The 18,370-nt window shown below is 70.2% G+C and carries 14 protein-coding genes, 5 tRNA genes and 1 pseudogene; 12 read left to right on the top strand and 8 right to left on the bottom strand.

Annotated elements, in window-relative coordinates; translation table 11 throughout:
* Positions 1-129 precede the first annotated feature (129 nt).
* Positions 130-891: an XRE family transcriptional regulator gene (locus tag ACWCXB_RS28935; protein ID WP_450726686.1), complete on the bottom strand. Its 762-nt coding sequence runs from the start codon at positions 889-891 to the stop codon at positions 130-132.
* Between the two features lie 117 nt (positions 892-1,008).
* On the opposite strand from ACWCXB_RS28935, the gene ACWCXB_RS28930 reads away from it, so the two are divergent.
* The 5 genes from ACWCXB_RS28930 to ACWCXB_RS28910 all read left to right on the top strand — a co-directional run bounded on the left by ACWCXB_RS28930 (position 1,009) and on the right by ACWCXB_RS28910 (position 2,924).
* Positions 1,009-1,200 carry a hypothetical protein gene (locus ACWCXB_RS28930; protein WP_450726685.1) on the top strand — a complete coding sequence of 64 codons (192 nt, stop codon included), beginning with the start codon at positions 1,009-1,011 and terminating at the stop codon, positions 1,198-1,200.
* On the top strand, positions 1,197-1,412 hold the full coding sequence (locus tag ACWCXB_RS28925) for a hypothetical protein (RefSeq protein WP_450726684.1): 216 nt from the start codon (positions 1,197-1,199) through the stop codon (positions 1,410-1,412). The genes ACWCXB_RS28930 and ACWCXB_RS28925 overlap by 4 nt, the downstream gene beginning before the upstream one ends.
* Positions 1,409-1,867, top strand: coding sequence for a glycine-rich domain-containing protein (locus ACWCXB_RS28920; protein WP_450726683.1), 459 nt, complete (start codon positions 1,409-1,411; stop codon positions 1,865-1,867). Before ACWCXB_RS28925 ends, ACWCXB_RS28920 begins: the two co-directional genes overlap by 4 nt.
* Before the next feature lie 68 nt (positions 1,868-1,935).
* Positions 1,936-2,598, top strand: a complete 663-nt coding sequence (locus tag ACWCXB_RS28915) for a methyltransferase domain-containing protein (protein ID WP_450726682.1) — start codon at positions 1,936-1,938, stop codon at positions 2,596-2,598.
* A gap of 110 nt (positions 2,599-2,708) precedes the next feature.
* Positions 2,709-2,924 carry a hypothetical protein gene (locus ACWCXB_RS28910; RefSeq protein WP_450726681.1) on the top strand — a complete coding sequence of 72 codons (216 nt, stop codon included), beginning with the start codon at positions 2,709-2,711 and terminating at the stop codon, positions 2,922-2,924.
* A 102-nt stretch (positions 2,925-3,026) separates the two neighbouring features.
* On the opposite strand, the gene ACWCXB_RS28905 is transcribed toward ACWCXB_RS28910, so the two are convergent.
* The 5 genes from ACWCXB_RS28905 to ACWCXB_RS28885 all read right to left on the bottom strand — a co-directional run bounded on the left by ACWCXB_RS28905 (position 3,027) and on the right by ACWCXB_RS28885 (position 10,090).
* Positions 3,027-3,099, bottom strand: a tRNA-Lys gene (locus ACWCXB_RS28905).
* Between the two features lie 99 nt (positions 3,100-3,198).
* Positions 3,199-6,237 (bottom strand): FG-GAP-like repeat-containing protein, encoded by a 3,039-nt coding sequence (locus tag ACWCXB_RS28900; RefSeq protein WP_450726680.1) that lies wholly within the window; start codon positions 6,235-6,237, stop codon positions 3,199-3,201.
* A gap of 236 nt (positions 6,238-6,473) precedes the next feature.
* A complete protein-coding gene (locus ACWCXB_RS28895; protein WP_450726679.1) occupies positions 6,474-8,732 on the bottom strand; it encodes a DEAD/DEAH box helicase in 2,259 nt (752 codons plus the stop codon).
* Positions 8,733-8,975: 243 nt separating this feature from the next.
* Positions 8,976-9,590 carry a hypothetical protein gene (locus tag ACWCXB_RS28890; RefSeq protein ID WP_450726678.1) on the bottom strand — a complete coding sequence of 205 codons (615 nt, stop codon included), beginning with the start codon at positions 9,588-9,590 and terminating at the stop codon, positions 8,976-8,978.
* A gap of 149 nt (positions 9,591-9,739) precedes the next feature.
* Positions 9,740-10,090: a metallopeptidase family protein gene (locus ACWCXB_RS28885; RefSeq protein WP_450726693.1), complete on the bottom strand. Its 351-nt coding sequence runs from the start codon at positions 10,088-10,090 to the stop codon at positions 9,740-9,742.
* Between the two features lie 71 nt (positions 10,091-10,161).
* Between ACWCXB_RS28885 and ACWCXB_RS28880 the strand changes: the two genes are divergently transcribed.
* The 4 genes from ACWCXB_RS28880 (at position 10,162) to ACWCXB_RS28865 (ending at position 12,275) form a co-directional block, all read left to right on the top strand.
* Entirely contained in the window at positions 10,162-11,781 is a 1,620-nt protein-coding gene (locus ACWCXB_RS28880) for a metallophosphoesterase family protein (RefSeq protein ID WP_450726677.1), read from the top strand.
* Positions 11,782-11,986: 205 nt separating this feature from the next.
* Positions 11,987-12,059 (top strand) — tRNA-Glu (locus ACWCXB_RS28875).
* 45 nt (positions 12,060-12,104) lie between these two features.
* Positions 12,105-12,179 (top strand) — tRNA-Asp (locus tag ACWCXB_RS28870).
* A 22-nt stretch (positions 12,180-12,201) separates the two neighbouring features.
* A tRNA-Phe gene (locus tag ACWCXB_RS28865) sits at positions 12,202-12,275 on the top strand.
* 123 nt (positions 12,276-12,398) lie between these two features.
* Here the strand turns inward: ACWCXB_RS28865 and ACWCXB_RS28860 are convergent.
* Positions 12,399-12,801: pseudogene (locus ACWCXB_RS28860) on the bottom strand (cytochrome c biogenesis CcdA family protein); the annotation flags it as partial.
* A gap of 296 nt (positions 12,802-13,097) precedes the next feature.
* On the opposite strand from ACWCXB_RS28860, the gene hrpA reads away from it, so the two are divergent.
* The 3 genes from hrpA to ACWCXB_RS28845 all read left to right on the top strand — a co-directional run bounded on the left by hrpA (position 13,098) and on the right by ACWCXB_RS28845 (position 17,754).
* A complete protein-coding gene (gene hrpA / locus ACWCXB_RS28855; protein ID WP_450726676.1) occupies positions 13,098-17,027 on the top strand; it encodes an ATP-dependent RNA helicase HrpA in 3,930 nt (1,309 codons plus the stop codon).
* A gap of 101 nt (positions 17,028-17,128) precedes the next feature.
* Positions 17,129-17,203: transfer RNA gene (locus ACWCXB_RS28850), tRNA-Asp, on the top strand.
* Positions 17,204-17,445: 242 nt separating this feature from the next.
* On the top strand, positions 17,446-17,754 hold the full coding sequence (locus ACWCXB_RS28845) for a DUF6274 family protein (protein WP_450726675.1): 309 nt from the start codon (positions 17,446-17,448) through the stop codon (positions 17,752-17,754).
* Between the two features lie 296 nt (positions 17,755-18,050).
* Here the strand turns inward: ACWCXB_RS28845 and bldC are convergent, their stop codons facing one another.
* Complete coding sequence (bldC, locus tag ACWCXB_RS28840; RefSeq protein WP_003949541.1) at positions 18,051-18,257, bottom strand: developmental transcriptional regulator BldC; 207 nt, start codon at positions 18,255-18,257, stop codon at positions 18,051-18,053.
* Between the last annotated feature and the right edge of the window lie 113 nt (positions 18,258-18,370).

Below are 18,370 nucleotides of genomic sequence, written 5' to 3'. Positions count from 1 at the left end.
GACGCTCGGCTGGGAAACCCCAGCCGAGCGCCTCTCTACACTGCTTGCAACCGCCCAACACTGATCACGTGTTGCGACGACCGCTGGAATCCGCCGGTCGGGCAGGGGGCGCTTTCGTCGTGCCCGGGGTCAGGCATCGGGCTGCCTGTTGTACGCCGCCAGCGTCGCCTTGTTCGTCGACGCGTCCTGGAATACCAGCTCCCACGGTCCAGTGTTCACGTCGAACTCCTTACCGAAGCCGACCCACTTGCCGGTCATGCGGCGCCCGGTCGGCTCGACTAGCAGCTGAATGGCCCCGTGGTACCGGGCGCCTCGGTAGTAGCCGTCGGTCGCGGTCTGCTCCGTCCAGGTGCCGGTGGCGACATGCCCGTCGATTTCCAGGTCCATCGTCAGCGGGCTGTCGGACGAGCCGGGCAGGCTGCGCACGGTGAGTCGGTTGCCGTGCTGGAGCACGACGACGTAGTGCTGGCCGATGAAGGCGGAGTCGCGGCCACTGGAGAAGTACTCGTAGCGGGATAGCCACACGCCGGAGTAGTTGCGGTGGGCGCTTTGCGGCTCGGGCTGCGATGTGGTGGCGGCGGGGGCGATGCCGTTCTCCGATGCTTCGACATCGTGCCCGCCGTGCCCGTCCTCGGTGACGCGTGCTCCGGGTACCGCAGCGGTGAAGCCGAGGGCTTCGATGGGCAAACCGGTAACGGACTCAAGGGCGCGGGCGTAGACGGGGCGGGGGGAGGTGGTCACGCCGGATTCCCAGCGCTGTACGAGTCGTTTGTTGGCGTCGTTGGGCTGGCCCGCGCGGGCGCCGGCATCTCGCACGGCGCGGGCGAAGTCGTCTTGGGACATGAGCAGGCCGAGGCGGACTGCTCGCAGTGCGCTGTTCGGTGTTGCCATGAGAGCAAGGTAGTCCCAACCGCCTTGGAATGACACCGAAATGACGCCCCATGTGTCGCCGGTTTGACGCCTGCACTGACGCCGCGCAACTCTCTGTGGTCGCGCAATGGTGAATCCGTGACCACGACAGGTAACGGCGCATCACATCCCGGTCTGGCCATCAGCGTTTACCGGGTCAACCCCGAGACGAAGGTGCGAACCCCCGTCAAGGAGTGCACCCTCCCGGCCGCTGATCAGCCGGCGTTCTCCCTCGCCTACCCGGCATGCGCCTGCGCGCGGTGCCTCGGCACGGAGAGTGCGGCGCGATGAGCCCCATGTGGGACGCAGGTCCCGAGTACGGCGAGGGCTTCTGTGCCGCCTGCGGCCGCCACACCGAGAAGGGCATCGTCACCTGGCTGCCCCGGATGTCAGCCGCGGACGTGCGCCTGATCGTGCACGCCAACCCTGCCGACTGCCCGTCAGCGTCACGCAGCAGTGACCCGTCCTCACCCGAGGACACGTCCACACAGGAGGAAGCATGACCATTGCGTTGGAGCGTCCCGCGGGCACCACCGACCCGGCCACCCTGGTCGACCCCGAGGTGATGGAGCGGCTTACCGCCCGCATCACCAAGGAGCACACCGACGTCGACGAGCCCACGGCCCGCCGCATCGTCGCCCAGACGGCCGCGTTCCTCGCCGCCGGCGTCCACTCCGGGCAGGAGCTGGCGCCCAGCGAGCTGGTCGACATCGGCTGGCACACGTTCATCCTGCACACCGTCGACTACGCCGCCTTCTGCCAGCAGATCGCGGGCCGCTTCATCCACCACGTGCCCGAGCCCCAGGCCGATGGGCGTGACTCCAAGACGGGCGAGCCGCTGCGCACTACCGTGGCGGCACTGACCGCGGCCGGCTTCACCGCCGACCCCGACCTGTGGCGCGGCTCGGGCGACTGCTCGCAGTGCCACGCCGGGTGCCACAACAGCCCCAAGCACTGACTCGCCCGTCCCGCGGCCGCCCGGTGCTCCACTGCCGGGCGGCCGCCCGCACGTGAAAGGTCACGACCTTGACCGACCCCCGCTACTGGGACGTGTACGCGAAGAGCAGCAAGCAGCGGCGAGAGACGAATGCCGCCGGGGAGACCACCTGGTTCAACTGGACCCAGTACCCCGACCACGGCCCCGGCGCCGAGATCCTCGACCTCGGTCCCGGTATGGTCGCCCTCGAGCTCGGCTGCGGGAGCGGCGGAAACCTGGCCCACGTCAGCACGCTCGGCGCTAGCGCCGTCGGCATTGACGTCTCACCCACCCAGCTGGCTGCCGCGGAGGACCGCTGGGGTGACGCGCACGGCCTGGAGCTACGGCACGCTGACGCGGTCGATTTCCTCTGCGAGACCGACACGGAGTTCGACGCCGTGTACTCGGTGTTCGGCGCAGCCTGGTTCACCGCGCCGGACGTGCTGCTGCCACTGGTCCGTAAGCGGCTGCGCCCGGGTGGCGTGTACGCGTTCTCCCACCGGCCGGCGGTCGAGGACTGCTACGGCTGCCAGGCCTCGTACATCAACCGCGAGGACGCTGACCCGTTCATCGTGAAGCGCTGGGACTACGAGCCCGAGCGCTGGGTGCAGATCCTGCGCGAGCATGGCTTCACCAGGGTGACCGCCGAGGTAGTGGCCGCCCCTCCCGGACCCAAGACGCTCGGCACGCTCCTCGTCCGCGCCCAGACGTAGCCCCTCTCAGACCGCCCCGGCCCGCCGTCCCCCGTCGGCTGGCCGGGGCTTTCGTGTGCCCCCTGCAGGATTGTTTGCGCTTGGCCCGCCGCAGATGCATCCTGCGCCGCGTGCTTCTCCACATCATGAGCGGGCCGCACCAGGGCAAGACGCTCGACGCCACGCCGGGCCCCACCGAGTACCGGCTGCCTCACCCTGACCGGCCGGGCGTCCACTGCCGGTATTCGATCAATGACGGGGACAGTCCGATCGACGGTCTTCCGGGCGCGGTACAGCTGCACTACGTCGGCGACGTCGGCGCGGATGTCACCACCCAAGAGCCTTGATCGTTAGCGCTTCGGCTGAGCATTGACTGAGCAGCCGCCCGGAATGTCCACCCAAACAAGATCAGCCCCGGGTCAGATGCGTTCTGACCTGGGGCTGAGGCGTAGGCCGTGTGGGACTCGAACCCACAACCAACGGATTAAAAGTCCGCTGCTCTGCCAATTGAGCTAACGGCCCTCGGCACAACACCCCCGAGCATAGCCGGACAGGGCCGGTGAGCCGATCGGGTATCGGTTCACCGGCCCCGTCACCTTGCTCGAACAGCTCCAACAGCCTCTAGAAGAGGCCCTTCATCGTCGCCCAGCCGGTGCCGATCTGGACCGCGGGGCCGAATGAGCCCTGGCCGTCGCCCGACATGCGGAAGAGCAGGCCGGCCCTGTCCCGGGCGATCAGGTCGGGCTTGGCGTCGCCGGTCACGTCCCCGACGCCGACGATCGAGGTGTACGAACCGCCCCAGCCCGAGAGGATCTTCACGCCCGCCTTGAGCCTGCCGGTGCCCGTGCCGTCGTAGCGGTAGACCGAGCCGTCGCTCTTGCGCGCGACCAGATCGCCCGCGCCGTCGCCGTTCAGATCACCCACACCCACGATGTGGGTGAAGGACGACCACCCGGACCCGAGCTTCACCGCGCTCGCGACCGCCCCGCCGGCGCGCCCGGCGAACAGATACAGCCCGTCCCCGCTCCGCCCGATCAGGTCGGCACGCCCGTCCCCGGTCAGATCACCGGGCGAGGTGAGCACATTGAGCCCACCGAAGCCGCTCCCTGCCTTGGTGTACGGAACCGAGGGCGTCAGCGGCTTGCCGCAGGCCGGCTTGTAGGCACGCAGTTCACCGCCCGGCATCCGGACAAGGACGTCATTGCACGCGTCACCGTTCACGTCCCCGAAGGGCACCGCGCTGACACCGGCGGGCCAGCCCGCCCCCGACGTCTTCCCGGACACCCGGCCAGTACCCGTGCCGTGCCAGAAGTCGAAGGAGCCGGCGGGGGTGAGGGCGAGCAGGTCACCGTTCCCGTCCGGGATGGAGGCCGCGCCGACATGGTCGTGGCGCTGGGCCGGACCGCCGTAGCGCCGGATCGATCCGGTTGCCGTGAACGCGGCGCCCTGGCCGTTGGCGGGCTGGGCGGTGAGGGTCCAGGTGTAGTAGCCGCTGGGCAGATGGCCGCCGGTGGCGCTGAATCCGTCCCACTGGACGTCCATGGCGCTGTGCGGACCACCGGAGAAGGTCCGGACGACGGCTCCGGTGGCGTTGTTCCTGATGACCACTTGCCAGGAGGACATCGGCCGGTTCATCTGCCACTGGCCCTTCCACGCCCCGTAGTCGGACGTCGGCCGCACCACCGTGTCCGTGTGGGACTGGATCGGTGCCAGGGGCTCGGTCTCCACTCCGCTCGGAACGAGGTGGATCTTCTTGTCCGGGGCCACGAACGCCGCCGGGCCACCGAACTTGTCCACCGTCCACAGCTGCCCGCGCGTGCTCGCACCCGTGTCGGGCATGTCGCCGATGACCCGCGTGTCGTCGGCCGTGCCGTCCCGGAAGCCGGTCAGGAGCAGCTTGCCGGCCGCCCTGTCGTGGCGTACGAGATAGCCGTCACCGATCAGCGCCTCGCCGGCGGGCACGGGGACGTTCTTCTTCGCCTTCAGGTCCCATACACCCGCAGGACCGGTCGTGCCGCAGGCCCAGTAGAGCCAGCGCCCCACGGCCTGGAGGTCGGTGGCGAGGCAGGTCGCCCCGGTCTTGAGCGTGGTGACGGTGCCGTTGCCGAGGCTCTCGGCCGTGAGCGTGCCGGGGGTCGCCGACTGGGTCCAGTAGGTGGGCCCCCAGACGGTGGCGGCCGGCGTCGTGGAGCGGGTCCGGATCGGCTTGAAGTCCGAGAAGCGGTTGAGGTCACCTACGTACTGCGCCGTGGGATTGGCGCCGTTCGCGATGACGTACCGGCCGGAGACGTCGACGACCTTGACGGACTCCGACGAAAAGCGGACGTAGCCGGTGTCGTGGTAGGGATCCAGTACCGACATGTCCACGCTGCCGAACGACGAACTCAGCCGGTACTCCCTGCCGTCGCCCGACGCGAATGGCACATCGGTGGATTCCCGGCCCCAGGCGATCCAGGAACGCACCCCGGGGGTGAGCTTTGCCCCCTCGGTCGCAATGGGCCTGCGGTGGAACGAGGGGTGGAAACTGCCGTCGATCTCCCGGGTGGCCATCTGCCCTGCCGCGATCGACAGATTGTGCACGCCTGCCGGCAACGGCGGTATGTCCAGGATCGTCTGCGGTGCCGGAACGGCACCGTCGAACCGCCGCAGCGCCCACTGTCCTGAGTCCTCGCCACCCGCCACGATCGCGCTTCCGTCGGCGGCGGTGATCAGGCTCGGGGCGGCGTGCCGCAGCAGCGTCCGGCGCTCGCCGCCGTCGAAGGGGATGGCCTCCAGGCGGTATCCGGCCACATCGGCCATGTTGTTCGGAGTGTTGAGGTCAGACCAGGTGAGGAGCAGCGAATCCCCGGCCACGGCGAGGACCGGCCACTCGTCGCCCACGGATACGAGCGGGATTTCCCTCGGCGTCGACTGGAGATCGCCGCGCGGCAGCCACCGGACCTTCCCTTCGGCGACACGGGAAACGAGCCGGTCCCCGGAAAGCATCATCCGCCCAGAGAAGACCGTGGTCGTCGGTCCGAGCGCGAAAGCGCCCGTCTTGAAATCGAGAATGCCGTAGCGGAGGGGCCCCCCTCCTCCGTCGTAGGACTGGAGCACGACACCCGACTCGTCGGCCGCGTAAGCCCCTGTCGTGATCAACTGGATTCCGGTCGGAACGACGAGGTCCCTCAGTGGCGTAAGAGCCTCGCCCGTCCACTCCAGCAGGTGGTACGCGACCGCGCCCGCCTCCCCGGTCCTCGTCACGAGGTACTGCCCCGCCGTGGCCAGGGCAAGGTGCCCGGCCGGGAGGGCGAAGTCCTTCTTCGTTCCGGCATCGAAATCGAGCGCGCGCCAGTTGCCGCCGCCGAGACTGGTGATGAGAATGTCGGACCCGGTCGAGACCTTCAGGGACGACAGATTGACGAAGTCGTCCGGCACGCTCCGGCTCGTACCGTCCCACCGGGTCCACAGCAGGCCGCTGCCCTCCTGCTTGTGGAGCACACCGGTCGCACCGGCCCAGTACAGGGTCTCGGCACGCGGCAGATAGCGGTCGGACTGGAAGACCACCTGCTCAGGCGGCGCCTCGGCGGCCGTGGCCGGACCCCCGACCGTGGCGGCCAGTCCGGCCGTCAGGCTGACGGCGATCGCGGTGGACAGCAGTCTTCGAGTGCGGATTCGCACGAGGTTCCCTCCCCAGAGAAACCTGTGGGGAGGCCTGTTCGCATGCCCCAGCGCGCCCCTCGCCACAGGTGCGCGGATCGTAACAGCAGCCACAGGGGCAACGGAAGAAAGATTCGAACCCGTTCAAAGGACGGGTGTGGAGGGCGGAGACAGGGAACCGCGAGCGCCGGAAAAGGCACAGGGCCCGCACAAGCACCGAAGTGCTCGTACGGGCCCTGCTTCCGGGTTACGCGATGTCAGCCGTTGCGCTTCCAGCGCGGCTTGTCGTCGCGGCGACCGCCGCCGAACGAGCCGGTGCCGGTGCCGGTGCCCGAGCCGCGGTGGTCGCGGTGGTCGTCGCGGCGGCCGTACGGGCGGTCGTGGCCGCTGGAGCGGAAGCCGCCGCCCGAGGGGCGGTCGTCACGACGGTCGCGGTTGAACGGACGGTCGCTGCCACCGCGGTGGTCACGGCGCTCGAAGCCACGGTCGTTGTCGCGGCGCTGGAAACCGCCCGAGGGACGGTCGTTGTCGCGGCGGTCGCGGTTGAACGGACGGTCGTTGTCACGACGCTCGAAGGAACGGCCACCGCGGTCGTCGCGACGGTCGTCGCGGCGGAAGCCGCCACGGTCGCCTTCCCGGCGGTCGTCACGACGGTCGTTGTCCCGACGGAAACCACCCGACGGGCGGTCGTCGCGGCGGAAACCGCCACGGTCGCCGTCCCGGCGGTCGTCACGACGGTCGTTGTCCCGACGGAAACCACCCGACGGGCGGTCGTTGTCGCGACGGTCGTCACGACGGTCGTTGTCCCGACGGAAACCACCGGACGGACGGTCGTTGTCACGGCGGAAGCCGCCACGGTCGCCGTCCCGGCGGTCGTCGCGACGGAAACCGCCACGGTCGCCGCCACGATCGCCACCGCGGTCGCCACCACGGTCACGGCGCTCGTAGTTGCCGCGCTCGTCGCGGTACGCCGGGCGCTCCTCGCGGGTCTCGCGTACCGGCTCCGCCACGACGGCAGCCGCAGCGACGACCTCGGCCTCGGCCGCCTCCGTCACCTCGGCGACCGCGGCCTCCGGGTCCTCGCCCCGCTCGCGCGCGGCGCGGGCGATCAGGCGGTCGGCCTCCTCGCGGAGTTCGGTGGCTCGGCGCTGGACGCGCTCCAGCTCCTTGGTGAGCTGGGCGACATCGCGCTCGGCCTGCTTGGCGGCGTTGTTCGCGGAGTCGGCCTGGACCTCGGTCAGCGAGCGGGCGCCGGTGATCTCGGCGACCTCCGGGTCGAACGCGCCGGCGCCGCCGACGATGTGGCGCGAGGCGTCGACGCCCGCGTCCTCCATCAGGCGGAAGATCTGGCGGCGCTGGTGCGGGAGCGCCAGCGAGACGACCGTGCCGGACTGGCCCGCACGAGCGGTACGGCCGGAACGGTGCAGGTAGTCCTTGTGGTCACCGGCCGGGTCCACGTTCAGGACCAGGTCGATGCCGTCGACGTGGATACCGCGGGCGGCGACGTCGGTCGCGACGAGCGCGTTGACGTAACCGTCCTTGAAGTCGGCGAGGACGCGGGTACGGGCACCCTGCGTCATGCCGCCGTGCAGCGCGTCGGCCTTCACGCCCGCCTCGACGAGCTGCTCGGCGATACGGTCGGCGCCCAGCTGCGTACGCACGAAGATGATCGTGCGGCCCTTGCGTGCGGCGATCGCGGCCGTGACCGGCGCCTTGTCCTTGGGCTTCACGACGAGGACGTGGTGCGTCATGGTCGTGACGTTGCCCTGGGCGCTGTCGACCTCGTGGCTGACCGGGTTGTTCAGGTAGCGCTTGACCAGCGTGCCGATCTCGTTCTCCATGGTGGCGGAGAAGAGCATGCGCTGGCCGCCCTCGGGCACCTGGTCGAGCAGCTCGGTGACCTCGGGCAGGAAGCCCAGGTCGGACATCTGGTCGGCCTCGTCGAGGACCGCGACCTGGACGTTCTCCAGGGAGCAGGCGCCGCGGTTGATGATGTCGCGCAGTCGGCCCGGGGTGGCGACGAGGATGTCGACGCCGCGCTCGAGCGCGTAGATCTGGTTGCCCATGGACGTACCGCCGCAGACGACCTTGATCTTCAGACCGAGGACATCGCCGTACGGCTGGAGCGCGTCCGCGACCTGCATCGCGAGCTCACGGGTCGGGGTGAGGATGACGGCGCGGGGCTTCTTCTTCTCGGTGTGGCCGCCGGCCAGCGTGGCCAGGGTCGGCAGACCGAAGGAGAGGGTCTTGCCGGAGCCGGTACGGCCACGGCCGAGGATGTCCTTGCCGGCCAGGGCGTCCGGGATGGTCGCGGCCTGGATCGGGAACGGGACGGTGACACCGTTCTGGGCGAGCTTGCGGACGACGCCCTCGGGGAGACCCAGGTCGCCGAAGGTCACCTCGGGAGCCTCAGGGGCCTCGGGAGCCTCGGCCTCGACGGCCGTGTCGACCTCGACAGCGTCGACGATCTCGTCGTTCTCGGGCAGGACGGCACGGTCAGAACTGGAAATGGACATGCGAAATGCGAAACCTTCCGGAGTCTCGGCACGCGCCCAAACTCCGTGAATTCGCAATTCGACCGCCTCAATGCGGTCAGTCACGGCTAGGGAGAGTACGCGCCACGCGGCGCGCTTCTGTGTCGGCGCCGGGCAATGGGATCAAACGATCTACCACCATACGCACCCGAACCCACCGGAGGCAAACCACCACGCTGCGGCTCTCGTCACACCCGTCGGCGCCTCCCGCCCATCGCACGACCGTCACGCGGGCGCCATCTGCGGCGATGCCGTCGGTTCCGCGCGCATTGCCTCCCCGCGCTCGTCGTCGGCCGCCCGCATCCCGCCCATCTGCGTGTCGGCCGCAGGCGACGCGGACGGCGGGTCGGCCGGCTCCCCCGTCGGGTCCGGGTCCGGGCCCGGCGGTGTCGGATCCACGGGCGGGGTCGGCTCACCGGGCGGAGGCGTGGGTTCCACCGGCGGGGTCGGATCGCCCGGGTGCGACGTGGGCCGCTGCGGACCGGCGGGCTTCCCGAGTCCGCCGCCCCCGTGGCCCGCGCCGCCGTTCGACGGCCGCCCGGACGGCGCGACCGACGTGCTCGGGCTCGCCCCGGCCCCCGCGTCCTTGCCGTCGCCCTTGCCCGCGGCCCCGCCGGACCGCGCCGCTCCGCCCATGCCCGTACGCCCATGTCCACCGCCACCGCCCTGCGCGGCTCCGCCGCCGTCGGGCTCGGCCGCGGCCCCTTTCTGCTGCGGGGACTTCGCGGGCGCCCGGTCGCCACCGTCGTCGCCGACGCTCATACAGCCTGCGGAGGCCGCGACCGCCAGGGCGGTGGCGACCCATACGGCACAACGGCCAGGGGCGGACAACTGGCGCACGGGCGGCACCTCCGGGGCACGGGACACGGGTTTCCCTGCCCAACTCCCTTTGCCCCACGAGGGACACGCCCGCAGACCCTTGGGCTAACGCGAGTCCGAGCGCTCGGGCGAGGGCGAGAGCGGGCGCTCGGGCGAGTGCGCGGGCGAACTCATCCGTACCCCAGGGCATGCAGCCGCTCGTCATCGATCCCGAAGTGATGGGCGATCTCATGGACCACCGTGACCTCGGTCTCGGCGACGACGTCCTCCCGCGACTCGCACATCCGCAGCGTCGGCCCCCGGTAGATCGTGATCCGGTCCGGCAACACCCCGGCGTACCACTCACCGCGGTCGGTCAGCGGAGTCCCCTCGTAGAGCCCGAGCAGCTCGGGATCGTCGGCGGTGGGTTCGTCCTCGACGAACACCGCGACGTTGTCCATCAGCCGCGTCAGCTCCGGCGGGATCCTGTCCAGCGCCTCGGCGACCAGTTCCTCGAACTCCTCGCGCGTCATCTCCAGCACCCGGCCATTGTCACGCACATACGTCTCCGTGAGCGGGCATAGCCCGTCCCGAGCCTGGGCATACGGGACCAATGGCCCGCGCTCGTGAACGGTTCCGTGCCCTCCTCACCGGCGTCACGCGCCTCTACCTCCGGGTGCGGTCGCACCGCCACCGATCGCACCGCCACCGATCGCACCGCCACCGGTCGGACCGCCATCGGTCGCGCCCCACCGAGACCCTTGCCGGGATCCCCGCCCTCACCCACACCTCGCGCCCTGGTGCCCGCGCACTCGCCCTGACCGCCGTCGTCCTGACGGGTGCGTGGCTCGGCCTCCTCATCGTCGGGGCCGTCCGTACGCCCGTGGGGCCGATGGACACCACCATGACCCTGCGCCCGTCCCTCACCGGCGGCACGAAGATCAACGTCTCGCCGCTGGGCGCCCTGGAGCTGGACTCCCACGTGGCGCCCATCCGCCTCGACGTCGACGTCGACCGGCTCGACCCGGTCCGCTCCCAGGCCCTCGTCGAGCACCCCGAGCGCCTCTCCGGCCTCCAGGACGAGGTCACCCACGACGTCACGGCCGGCACCCGCGAGCTGGCGTGGCGTTCGTGTGTCGCCGTAGTCTCCGGCGCCACCGCCCTCGGCCTCGCGGTCTACCGCCGCCCGCGCCGCGCCCTCGCCGCCGGCGGCCTCGCACTCGCACTCCTCGCGGCTTCCGGCGTCAGCGCGTACGCCACCTGGAACCCGAAGTCCGTACTGGAACCGAAGTTCTCCGGACTCCTGTCATCGGCCCCCTCCGTCGTCGGCAACGCACGCTCGATCGTCACCGAATTCGACGTCTACCAGAAGGAGTTGGCACGCCTGGTCACCAACGTCACCAAGCTGTACGACGCGACGTCCACGCTCCCCGTCTACCAGCCGGACCCCGGCACGATGCGCGTCCTGCACGTCTCCGACGTCCACCTCAACCCGGCGGCGTGGCACATCATCGGCTCGCTCGTGGAGCAGTACGAGATCGACGTCGTCATCGACTCCGGCGACACCATGGACCACGGCACCGCCGCCGAGAACGCCTTCCTCGACCCGATCCCCGACCTCGGCGCGCCCTACGTCTGGGTCCGCGGCAACCACGACTCACTCACCACCCAGCGGTACCTGGAGGGCCTCAAGAACGTCCACGTCCTCGACGACGGCCGTGCGATCACCGTCGCGGGCCTGCGGGTGGCGGGCACCGGCGACCCCCAGTTCACCCCGGACCGCTCGACCCGGCCCCAGGGCGACCCCGCCGAGAGCATGGCCGGAATCCGCCTCGCCTCCGCCCTCCGCGACCAGCGCCGCGCGGGCACCCCCGTCGACATCGCCGTCGCGCACAACCCCGTGGCCGCCCGTGAGACCGACGGCGAGGTCCCCCTCGTCCTGGCCGGCCACGTCCACCACCGCGAGACCGAGCTCCTCCCCCTCGGAACCCGCCTCAAGATCGAGGGCTCCACGGGCGGCGGCGGCCTGCGCGCGGTCCAGAACGACGAACCCGAGAAGGTCCGCGCCTCCGTCCTCTACCTCGACCGGACCACCCGCCGCCTCCAGGCCTGGGACGAGATCACCCTGGGCGGCCTCGGCCTCACGACGGCCGAGGTCAGCCGCCACCTGGCCGGCCCCGAACCCTCCGGCGGGCCGACTCCCGCCTCCCCGTCGGCGACGCCACCCGAGTGACCTCGGCCGCGCCTTTCCGCAGCCGAGCCCGGGCCCCTGCCGCGCCTGCGCGCCAGCCCTTCCGGGGGGTCGGCCCCCGGCCCCCCGCCGTGTCCTCCCGTGGGCCGACCCCCCGGCCCCCGAAAAGCGTTTTGGCGATAGCTCCCCGCATCCCATATGCTTCTCACGTCCCCGACGCGCTGAGAAGCGCCCAGGTGGGCCCTTAGCCCTCATCGTCTAGTGGCCCAGGACGCCGCCCTTTCAAGGCGGTAGCACGGGTTCGAATCCCGTTGGGGGCACGCATCACCGTGTGCGAGACTGTCTCTCGCACAATGCATCACCCTGGTCCTGTGGAGCAGTTTGGAGTGCTCGCCACCCTGTCAAGGTGGAGGCCGCGGGTTCAAATCCCGTCAGGACCGCTGCAGCTCGCAAGAGCTGCGTGGCTGGGTAGCTCAGTTGGTACGAGCGTCCGCCTGAAAAGCGGAAGGTCGCCGGTTCGACCCCGGCCCCAGCCACCGCCCCTGAATAGGGAAAACGCCCGCCCGAGGCTTCTCGGAGCGGGCGTTTCGCTTTTCGTACGCCAGCACCTTCCTGCTGCGGGGGTGAGGGATCCGTATCCACGGACCTCACCTCCGGCGCTACACCCGCTCGCGGCGGCGCCACCCCCGGACCGCCGGCCCGATCGCGACGACCGCGACGACAAGAACCAGCAGGACCCGGTCCGGGACCGCGCGGCCCAGGCCGGCGGCCCGCGACGCGGACCGTGCGGCCGCGCAGCCATGTGCGCGCGCCCAGCTCGTAGCGTTCCCAGAGGAGCGCGAGGGCGAAGAGCGGGACCGCCATACCGAGGGCGTAGACGGCGAGGAGCAGGCCGCCGTAGGCGGGGCTGCCGCTGAGGGCCGCGACCGTGAGGACGCTGCCGAGGATCGGGCCCGCGCAGAAGCCGGCCAGGCCGTAGACCGCACCGAGCGCGTGGACGGAGACTGCGGTCGTGGGCCGGATCCGGCCGCTGACCTCGGCGAGGCGACGCCACGCGCAGCCGCGCCGCTCGTCCCCGCGGCCAGCAGGACCCCGAACAGCACCGCCGCCGCCGGCGCGATCACGGCCGCGAAGACGTCGCGGCCCCGGCGGCTGCTTGCGCTGGGCATGGGCGGGCGGTCGCCTGATCTTGGGTGTGCCGCACTCGTACGGGCCGTCGGACCCCGGGCCCCGGGCCGCCGGGGCCGCGAAGTCTGCGCGTCCGGCCGGGCGACCCCGCGTCGCACCGCGGTCGGACCGCGCCGTCACCGTAAATGGGTTCGCCAGTCCGCTCGCACGGGTGCGATCCTGGGTTCCGTATGTCTACTTCCTTCGCCGATCTCCAGACCCAGCTGGCCGAGCTCTCGCTGCGCGACGCGCACCGGCTCGGCCGGCGGCTCGAAGGCACCCGCCGGATCCGTAAGCCCGAGGCGCGGCAGGCCGTGCTGGACGAGATCGCGGCCGAGGCCGCCAAGGCCGCTGCCCGCACCGCCGAGCGCGCGGGGCGGGTGCCCGAGGTCACGTACCCCGAGCAGCTGCCGGTCAGTCAGAAGAGGGACGAGATCCTCGCGGCGATACGGGACCACCAGGTCGTGATCGTCGCCGGTGAGACCGGCTCCGGCAAGACCACGCAGATCCCCAAGATCTGTCTGGAGCTCGGCCGGGGCGTGCGCGGCATGATCGGGCACACCCAGCCGCGCCGGATCGCCGCCCGCACGGTCGCCGAGCGCGTCGCCGAGGAGCTCCGCACCCCGCTCGGCGAGGCCGTCGGCTGGAAGGTCCGCTTCACCGACCAGGTGGGGCAGGACACGTTCGTCAAGCTCATGACGGACGGCATCCTGCTCGCGGAGATCCAGACGGACCGCGAGCTGCGCGCGTACGACACGCTCATCATCGACGAGGCCCACGAGCGCAGCCTCAACATCGACTTCCTGCTCGGCTATCTGGCCCAGCTGCTGCCCAAGCGGCCGGACCTCAAGGTCGTCATCACCTCCGCGACGATCGATCCCGAGCGCTTCTCGCGCCACTTCGGCAACGCGCCGATCGTCGAGGTCAGTGGGCGTACGTATCCCGTCGAGGTCCGCTACCGGCCCCTCCTGGAGGAGGACGGCGAGGAGTCCGACCGCGACCAGATCACCGCCATCTGCGACGCCGTCGACGAGCTGCAGTCCGAGGGCCCCGGCGACGTGCTGGTCTTCCTCTCCGGCGAGCGCGAGATCCGCGACACCGCGGACGCGCTCAACAAGAAGAACCTCCGCCACACCGAGGTCCTCCCGCTCTACGCCCGCCTCTCGCACGCCGAGCAGCACCGCGTCTTCCAGGCGCACACCGGCCGCCGTATCGTCCTCGCGACGAACGTCGCAGAGACGTCGCTCACGGTCCCCGGCATCAAGTACGTCATCGACCCGGGCACCGCCCGTATCTCCCGCTACAGCCATCGCACCAAGGTCCAGCGCCTCCCCATCGAGGCCATCAGCCAGGCCAGCGCCAATCAGCGCAAGGGCCGCTGCGGCCGTACGTCCGACGGCATCTGCATCCGGCTCTACTCCGAGGACGACTTCCTGTCCCGCCCGGAGTTCACGGACGCGGAGATCCTCCGTACGAACCTGGCGTCCGTCATCCTCCAGATGACCGCCGCCGGCCTCGGCGAAATCGAGAAGTTCCCCTTCATCGACCCGCCGGACCACCGCAACATCCGCGACGGTGTGCAGCTCCTGCAGGAGCTGCACGCGCTGGACCCCGCGCAGAAGGATCCGAAGAAGCGGCTGACGCAGATGGGCCGCAAGCTCGCGCAGCTGCCCGTCGACCCGCGTCTGGCCCGGATGGTCATCGAGGCCGACAAGAACGGCTGTGTCCGCGAGGTCATGGTCATCGCGGCCGCCCTCTCCATCCAGGACCCGCGCGAGCGGCCCGCCGACAAGCAGGCCCAGGCCGACCAGCAGCACGCCCGCTTCAAGGACGAGACGAGCGACTTCCTCGCCTTCCTCAACCTCTGGCGGTACATCCGCGAGCAGCAGAAGGAGCGCGGCTCCTCCAGCTTCCGCCGGATGTGCAAGCAGGAGTACCTGAACTTCCTGCGCATCCGCGAATGGCAGGACATCTACGCGCAGCTGCGTACGGTCGCCAAGCAGATGGGCATCCACCTCAACGAGGACGACGCCCCCGACCAGCAGGTGCACATCTCGCTGCTCGCGGGCCTCCTGTCCCACATCGGCATGAAGGACATCAAGGAGGGCGCGAAGAACGAGTACCTGGGCGCGCGCAACGCGAAATTCGCGGTCTTCCCCGGGTCCGCCCTCTTCAAGAAGCCCCCGCGCTTCATCATGTCCGCCGAGCTGGTCGAGACGTCCCGCCTCTGGGCCCGGGTCAATGCGAAGGTCGAGCCGGAGTGGATCGAGCCGCTCGCCGGGCATCTGATCAAGCGCACGTACAGCGAGCCGCACTGGGAGAAGGACCAGGCGGCGGTGATGGCGTACGAGAAGGTCACGCTGTACGGCGTCCCGATCGTCGCCCAGCGCAAGGTCAACTACGGACGGATCGACCCGGAGACGAGCCGCGAGCTGTTCATCCGCAACGCGCTCGTCGAGGGCGACTGGCGTACGCACCACAAGTTCTTCGCCGACAACCGCAAACTCCTCACCGAGGTCGAGGAGTTGGAGCACCGTGCCCGGCGCCGCGGCATCCTCGTGGACGACGAGACGCTGTTCGACTTCTACGACCGGCGAGTGCCCGAGCACGTCGTGTCGGGCGCGCACTTCGACTCGTGGTGGAAGCACAAGCGCCACGAGGAGCCCGAGCTCCTCGACTTCGAGCGCGAGATGCTCATCAACGAGAAGGCCGGGGCGGTCACCAAGGACGACTACCCCGACTCGTGGCAGCAGGGGCAGCTGAAGTTCCGGGTCACGTACCAGTTCGAGCCCGGCGCGGACGCGGACGGCGTCACCGTCCACATCCCGCTCCAGGTCCTCAACCAGGTCACGGACGAGGGCTTCGACTGGCAGATCCCGGGTCTGCGCGAAGAGGTCGTCACGGAGCTGATCCGTTCCCTCCCGAAGCCGATCCGCCGCCATTACGTGCCCGCACCGAACTACGCGAAGGCCTTCCTGGAGCGGGCCGTGCCGCTGCAGGAGCCGCTGCCGGTCACGTTGGCGCGTGAGCTTCAGCGCATGGTCGGCGTGCCGGTCACGGGCGACGACTTCGATCTCTCGAAGATCCCGGACCACCTGAAGATCACGTTCCGGATCATTGACGAGCGCCGGCGCAAGCTCGCCGAGGACAAGGACCTGGAGGCGCTCCGGCTGCAGCTGAAGCCCAAGGCCCGCCAGGCCCTCTCCAAGGCCGCCGCGGCCACCGCCGAGCGCTCGGGCGGGGCCGCCGTCGAGCGCACGGGCCTCACCGACTGGACGATCGGCACGCTGACGAAGGTCTTCGAGACCCGGCGCGCGGGCCAGCCCGTGAAGGCGTACCCGGCCCTCGTCGATCAGGGCGAGACCGTCGCCGTACGCCTCTTCGACACCGAGGCGGAGCAGGCGCAGGCGATGTGGCAGGGCACGCGGAAGCTGATCCTGCTGAACATCCCGGTCAACCCGGCGAAGTTCGCGTCCGAGCGGCTGACGAACCAGCAGAAGCTCGCCCTCTCGCGCAATCCGCACGGCTCCATCCAGGCGCTCTTCGAGGACTGCGCGACCGCGGCGGCGGACAAGCTGATCGCCGACCACGGCGGTCCCGCGTGGGACGAGGAATCGTTCCGGAAGCTGTACGACAAGGTCCGCGCAGACCTGGTGGACACGACCGTACGGACCGTGGACCAGGTCGGACAGATCCTGGCCGCCTGGCAGGCCTGTGAGCGCCGTCTCAAGGCCACGAACAGCCTGGCCCTCGTCAGCAACGTCCAGGACGTACGGGAGCAGCTGGCCGCCCTCGTGCCGGCCGGCTTCGTGACGAGGACGGGCCTGCGACGGCTGCCCGACCTGATGCGCTACCTGATCGCGGTGGACCGCCGGCTGCAGCAGATGCCGACGGCCGCCCAGCGCGACACGACGCGCATGGAGAAGGTCCACGAGATGCAGGACGAGTACGCCTGGCTCCTGGAGCAGCTGCCCAAGGGGCGGCCGGTGCCGCAGGAGGTCCTGGACATCCGCTGGATGATCGAGGAGCTGCGCGTGAGCTACTTCGCCCATGCCCTCGGCACGGCGTACCCCGTGTCCGACAAGCGCATCGTCAAGGCGATCGACGCGGCGGCGCCGTGAGCGGCAGTGACGCGGCCGTCGCCTTGAGTGAGTTCGACCGCACCGTCTGACCTGCTGTACAGTCTCTCTCGCAGCCGAGGAAGTACGGAGCTGCGAAACCTGGTCCTGTGGAGCAGTTTGGAGTGCTCGCCACCCTGTCAAGGTGGAGGCCGCGGGTTCAAATCCCGTCAGGACCGCAACAACGAAGGCCCCTCGTACCGATTGGTGCGAGGGGCCTTCGGCATGCAGGCCCCTCGCGGCGCAGGCCCGGGGCCGCGCCCGCGGCGGAGCCGCAATCGGACACAGCAAATCCCGTCAGGACCGCAGCAACGAAGGCCCGGCACCGCTTGGTGCGGGGCCTTCTGGCGTATTGACGGGGCCACTTGCCGCCGGTACCCAGTCAAGACAGGGGTAGGGCCCCCGACCGCGGAGGTGGCGCATGGCGGCATCCACAGCGAGGCACGAGACCCGGGCGCTGCTGCGCGCCCATCTGGCGGCCGTCTCCGGCTATCGGCACCTCACCCAGCACTGTCCGGTGTGCCATCGACTGCTGCGCCTCGCCATGGACGCTATGGACACCGTGGACGCCATGGACGCCATGGACGCTATGGACACCGTGGACGCCATGGACGCAAGGGGCGCCGTGGACACCGTGGACGCCATGGACGCAAGGGACGCCTTCGAACCCATCGAGCGGGCCGAGAGGTCCGCCGAGGGCGACGCCTCGACCCGGCCTCCGGGCATGTGACGGGAGTCACCGAACGAATTTCCAGAACGGCGGAACTTACACACCCCCTACAACCACCCAATTTAATATGTGCAATTGCACCTGTCTGGGGGCCACTTCACGCCACTCCGAGCGACCCCTTGGCCAACGCATCGCCGCCCCGCGGCGCCGGCCGTGCGCGCACAAAAAAGATCGCGCTGGACCCGGCGGAGTCCAGCGCGATCGACGACGAAACCTGTTGGGGCAGGCGCCCGCCGTGTCGAGCTCTGTTTCGGGCTGCGGGGTTGGGGGTCCCGCTATGCCCTGCTATCGGGGTGTCAGGCCTCGCTGCGCTGCTGCGGAATACCCGCAAGCAGTGCGCGGACCTCTGCCTCGCGGTACCGGCGGTGTCCACCGAGCGTACGGATGGACGTGAGCTTGCCAGCCTTGGCCCAGCGAGTGACCGTCTTCGGGTCCACGCGGAACATCGTGGCAACCTCAGCCGGGGTCAGCAGCGGCTCGGCATCAGGGGTGCGAGCGGTCATGAGCGGCCTCCTCGGGAGAACCGAACCTTCTCGGTTCTTTCCTCTAAATTCTGCACCTTGACCCACGTTGCCCGAAATGGCAGACGCGGGCCGAGTCGGTTATAGGACGAACG

Source organism: Streptomyces sp. NPDC001514 (assembly GCF_053597075.1).
This window is presented reverse-complemented; position numbering and strand designations above follow the sequence as displayed.

What these genes read in the sequence shown, in the direction of transcription:
- ACWCXB_RS28935 (WP_450726686.1), bottom strand. Translation starts at nt 891, where the DNA reads ATGGCAACACCGAACAGCGCACTGCGAGCAGTCCGCCTCGGCCTGCTC.
- ACWCXB_RS28925 (WP_450726684.1), top strand. Translation starts at nt 1,197, where the DNA reads ATGAGCCCCATGTGGGACGCAGGTCCCGAGTACGGCGAGGGCTTCTGT.
- ACWCXB_RS28920 (WP_450726683.1), top strand. Translation starts at nt 1,409, where the DNA reads ATGACCATTGCGTTGGAGCGTCCCGCGGGCACCACCGACCCGGCCACC.
- ACWCXB_RS28895 (WP_450726679.1), bottom strand. Translation starts at nt 8,732, where the DNA reads ATGTCCATTTCCAGTTCTGACCGTGCCGTCCTGCCCGAGAACGACGAG.
- ACWCXB_RS28880 (WP_450726677.1), top strand. Translation starts at nt 10,162, where the DNA reads ATGGCCCGCGCTCGTGAACGGTTCCGTGCCCTCCTCACCGGCGTCACG.
- hrpA (WP_450726676.1), top strand. Translation starts at nt 13,098, where the DNA reads ATGTCTACTTCCTTCGCCGATCTCCAGACCCAGCTGGCCGAGCTCTCG.
- ACWCXB_RS28845 (WP_450726675.1), top strand. Translation starts at nt 17,446, where the DNA reads ATGGCGGCATCCACAGCGAGGCACGAGACCCGGGCGCTGCTGCGCGCC.
- bldC (WP_003949541.1), bottom strand. Translation starts at nt 18,257, where the DNA reads ATGACCGCTCGCACCCCTGATGCCGAGCCGCTGCTGACCCCGGCTGAG.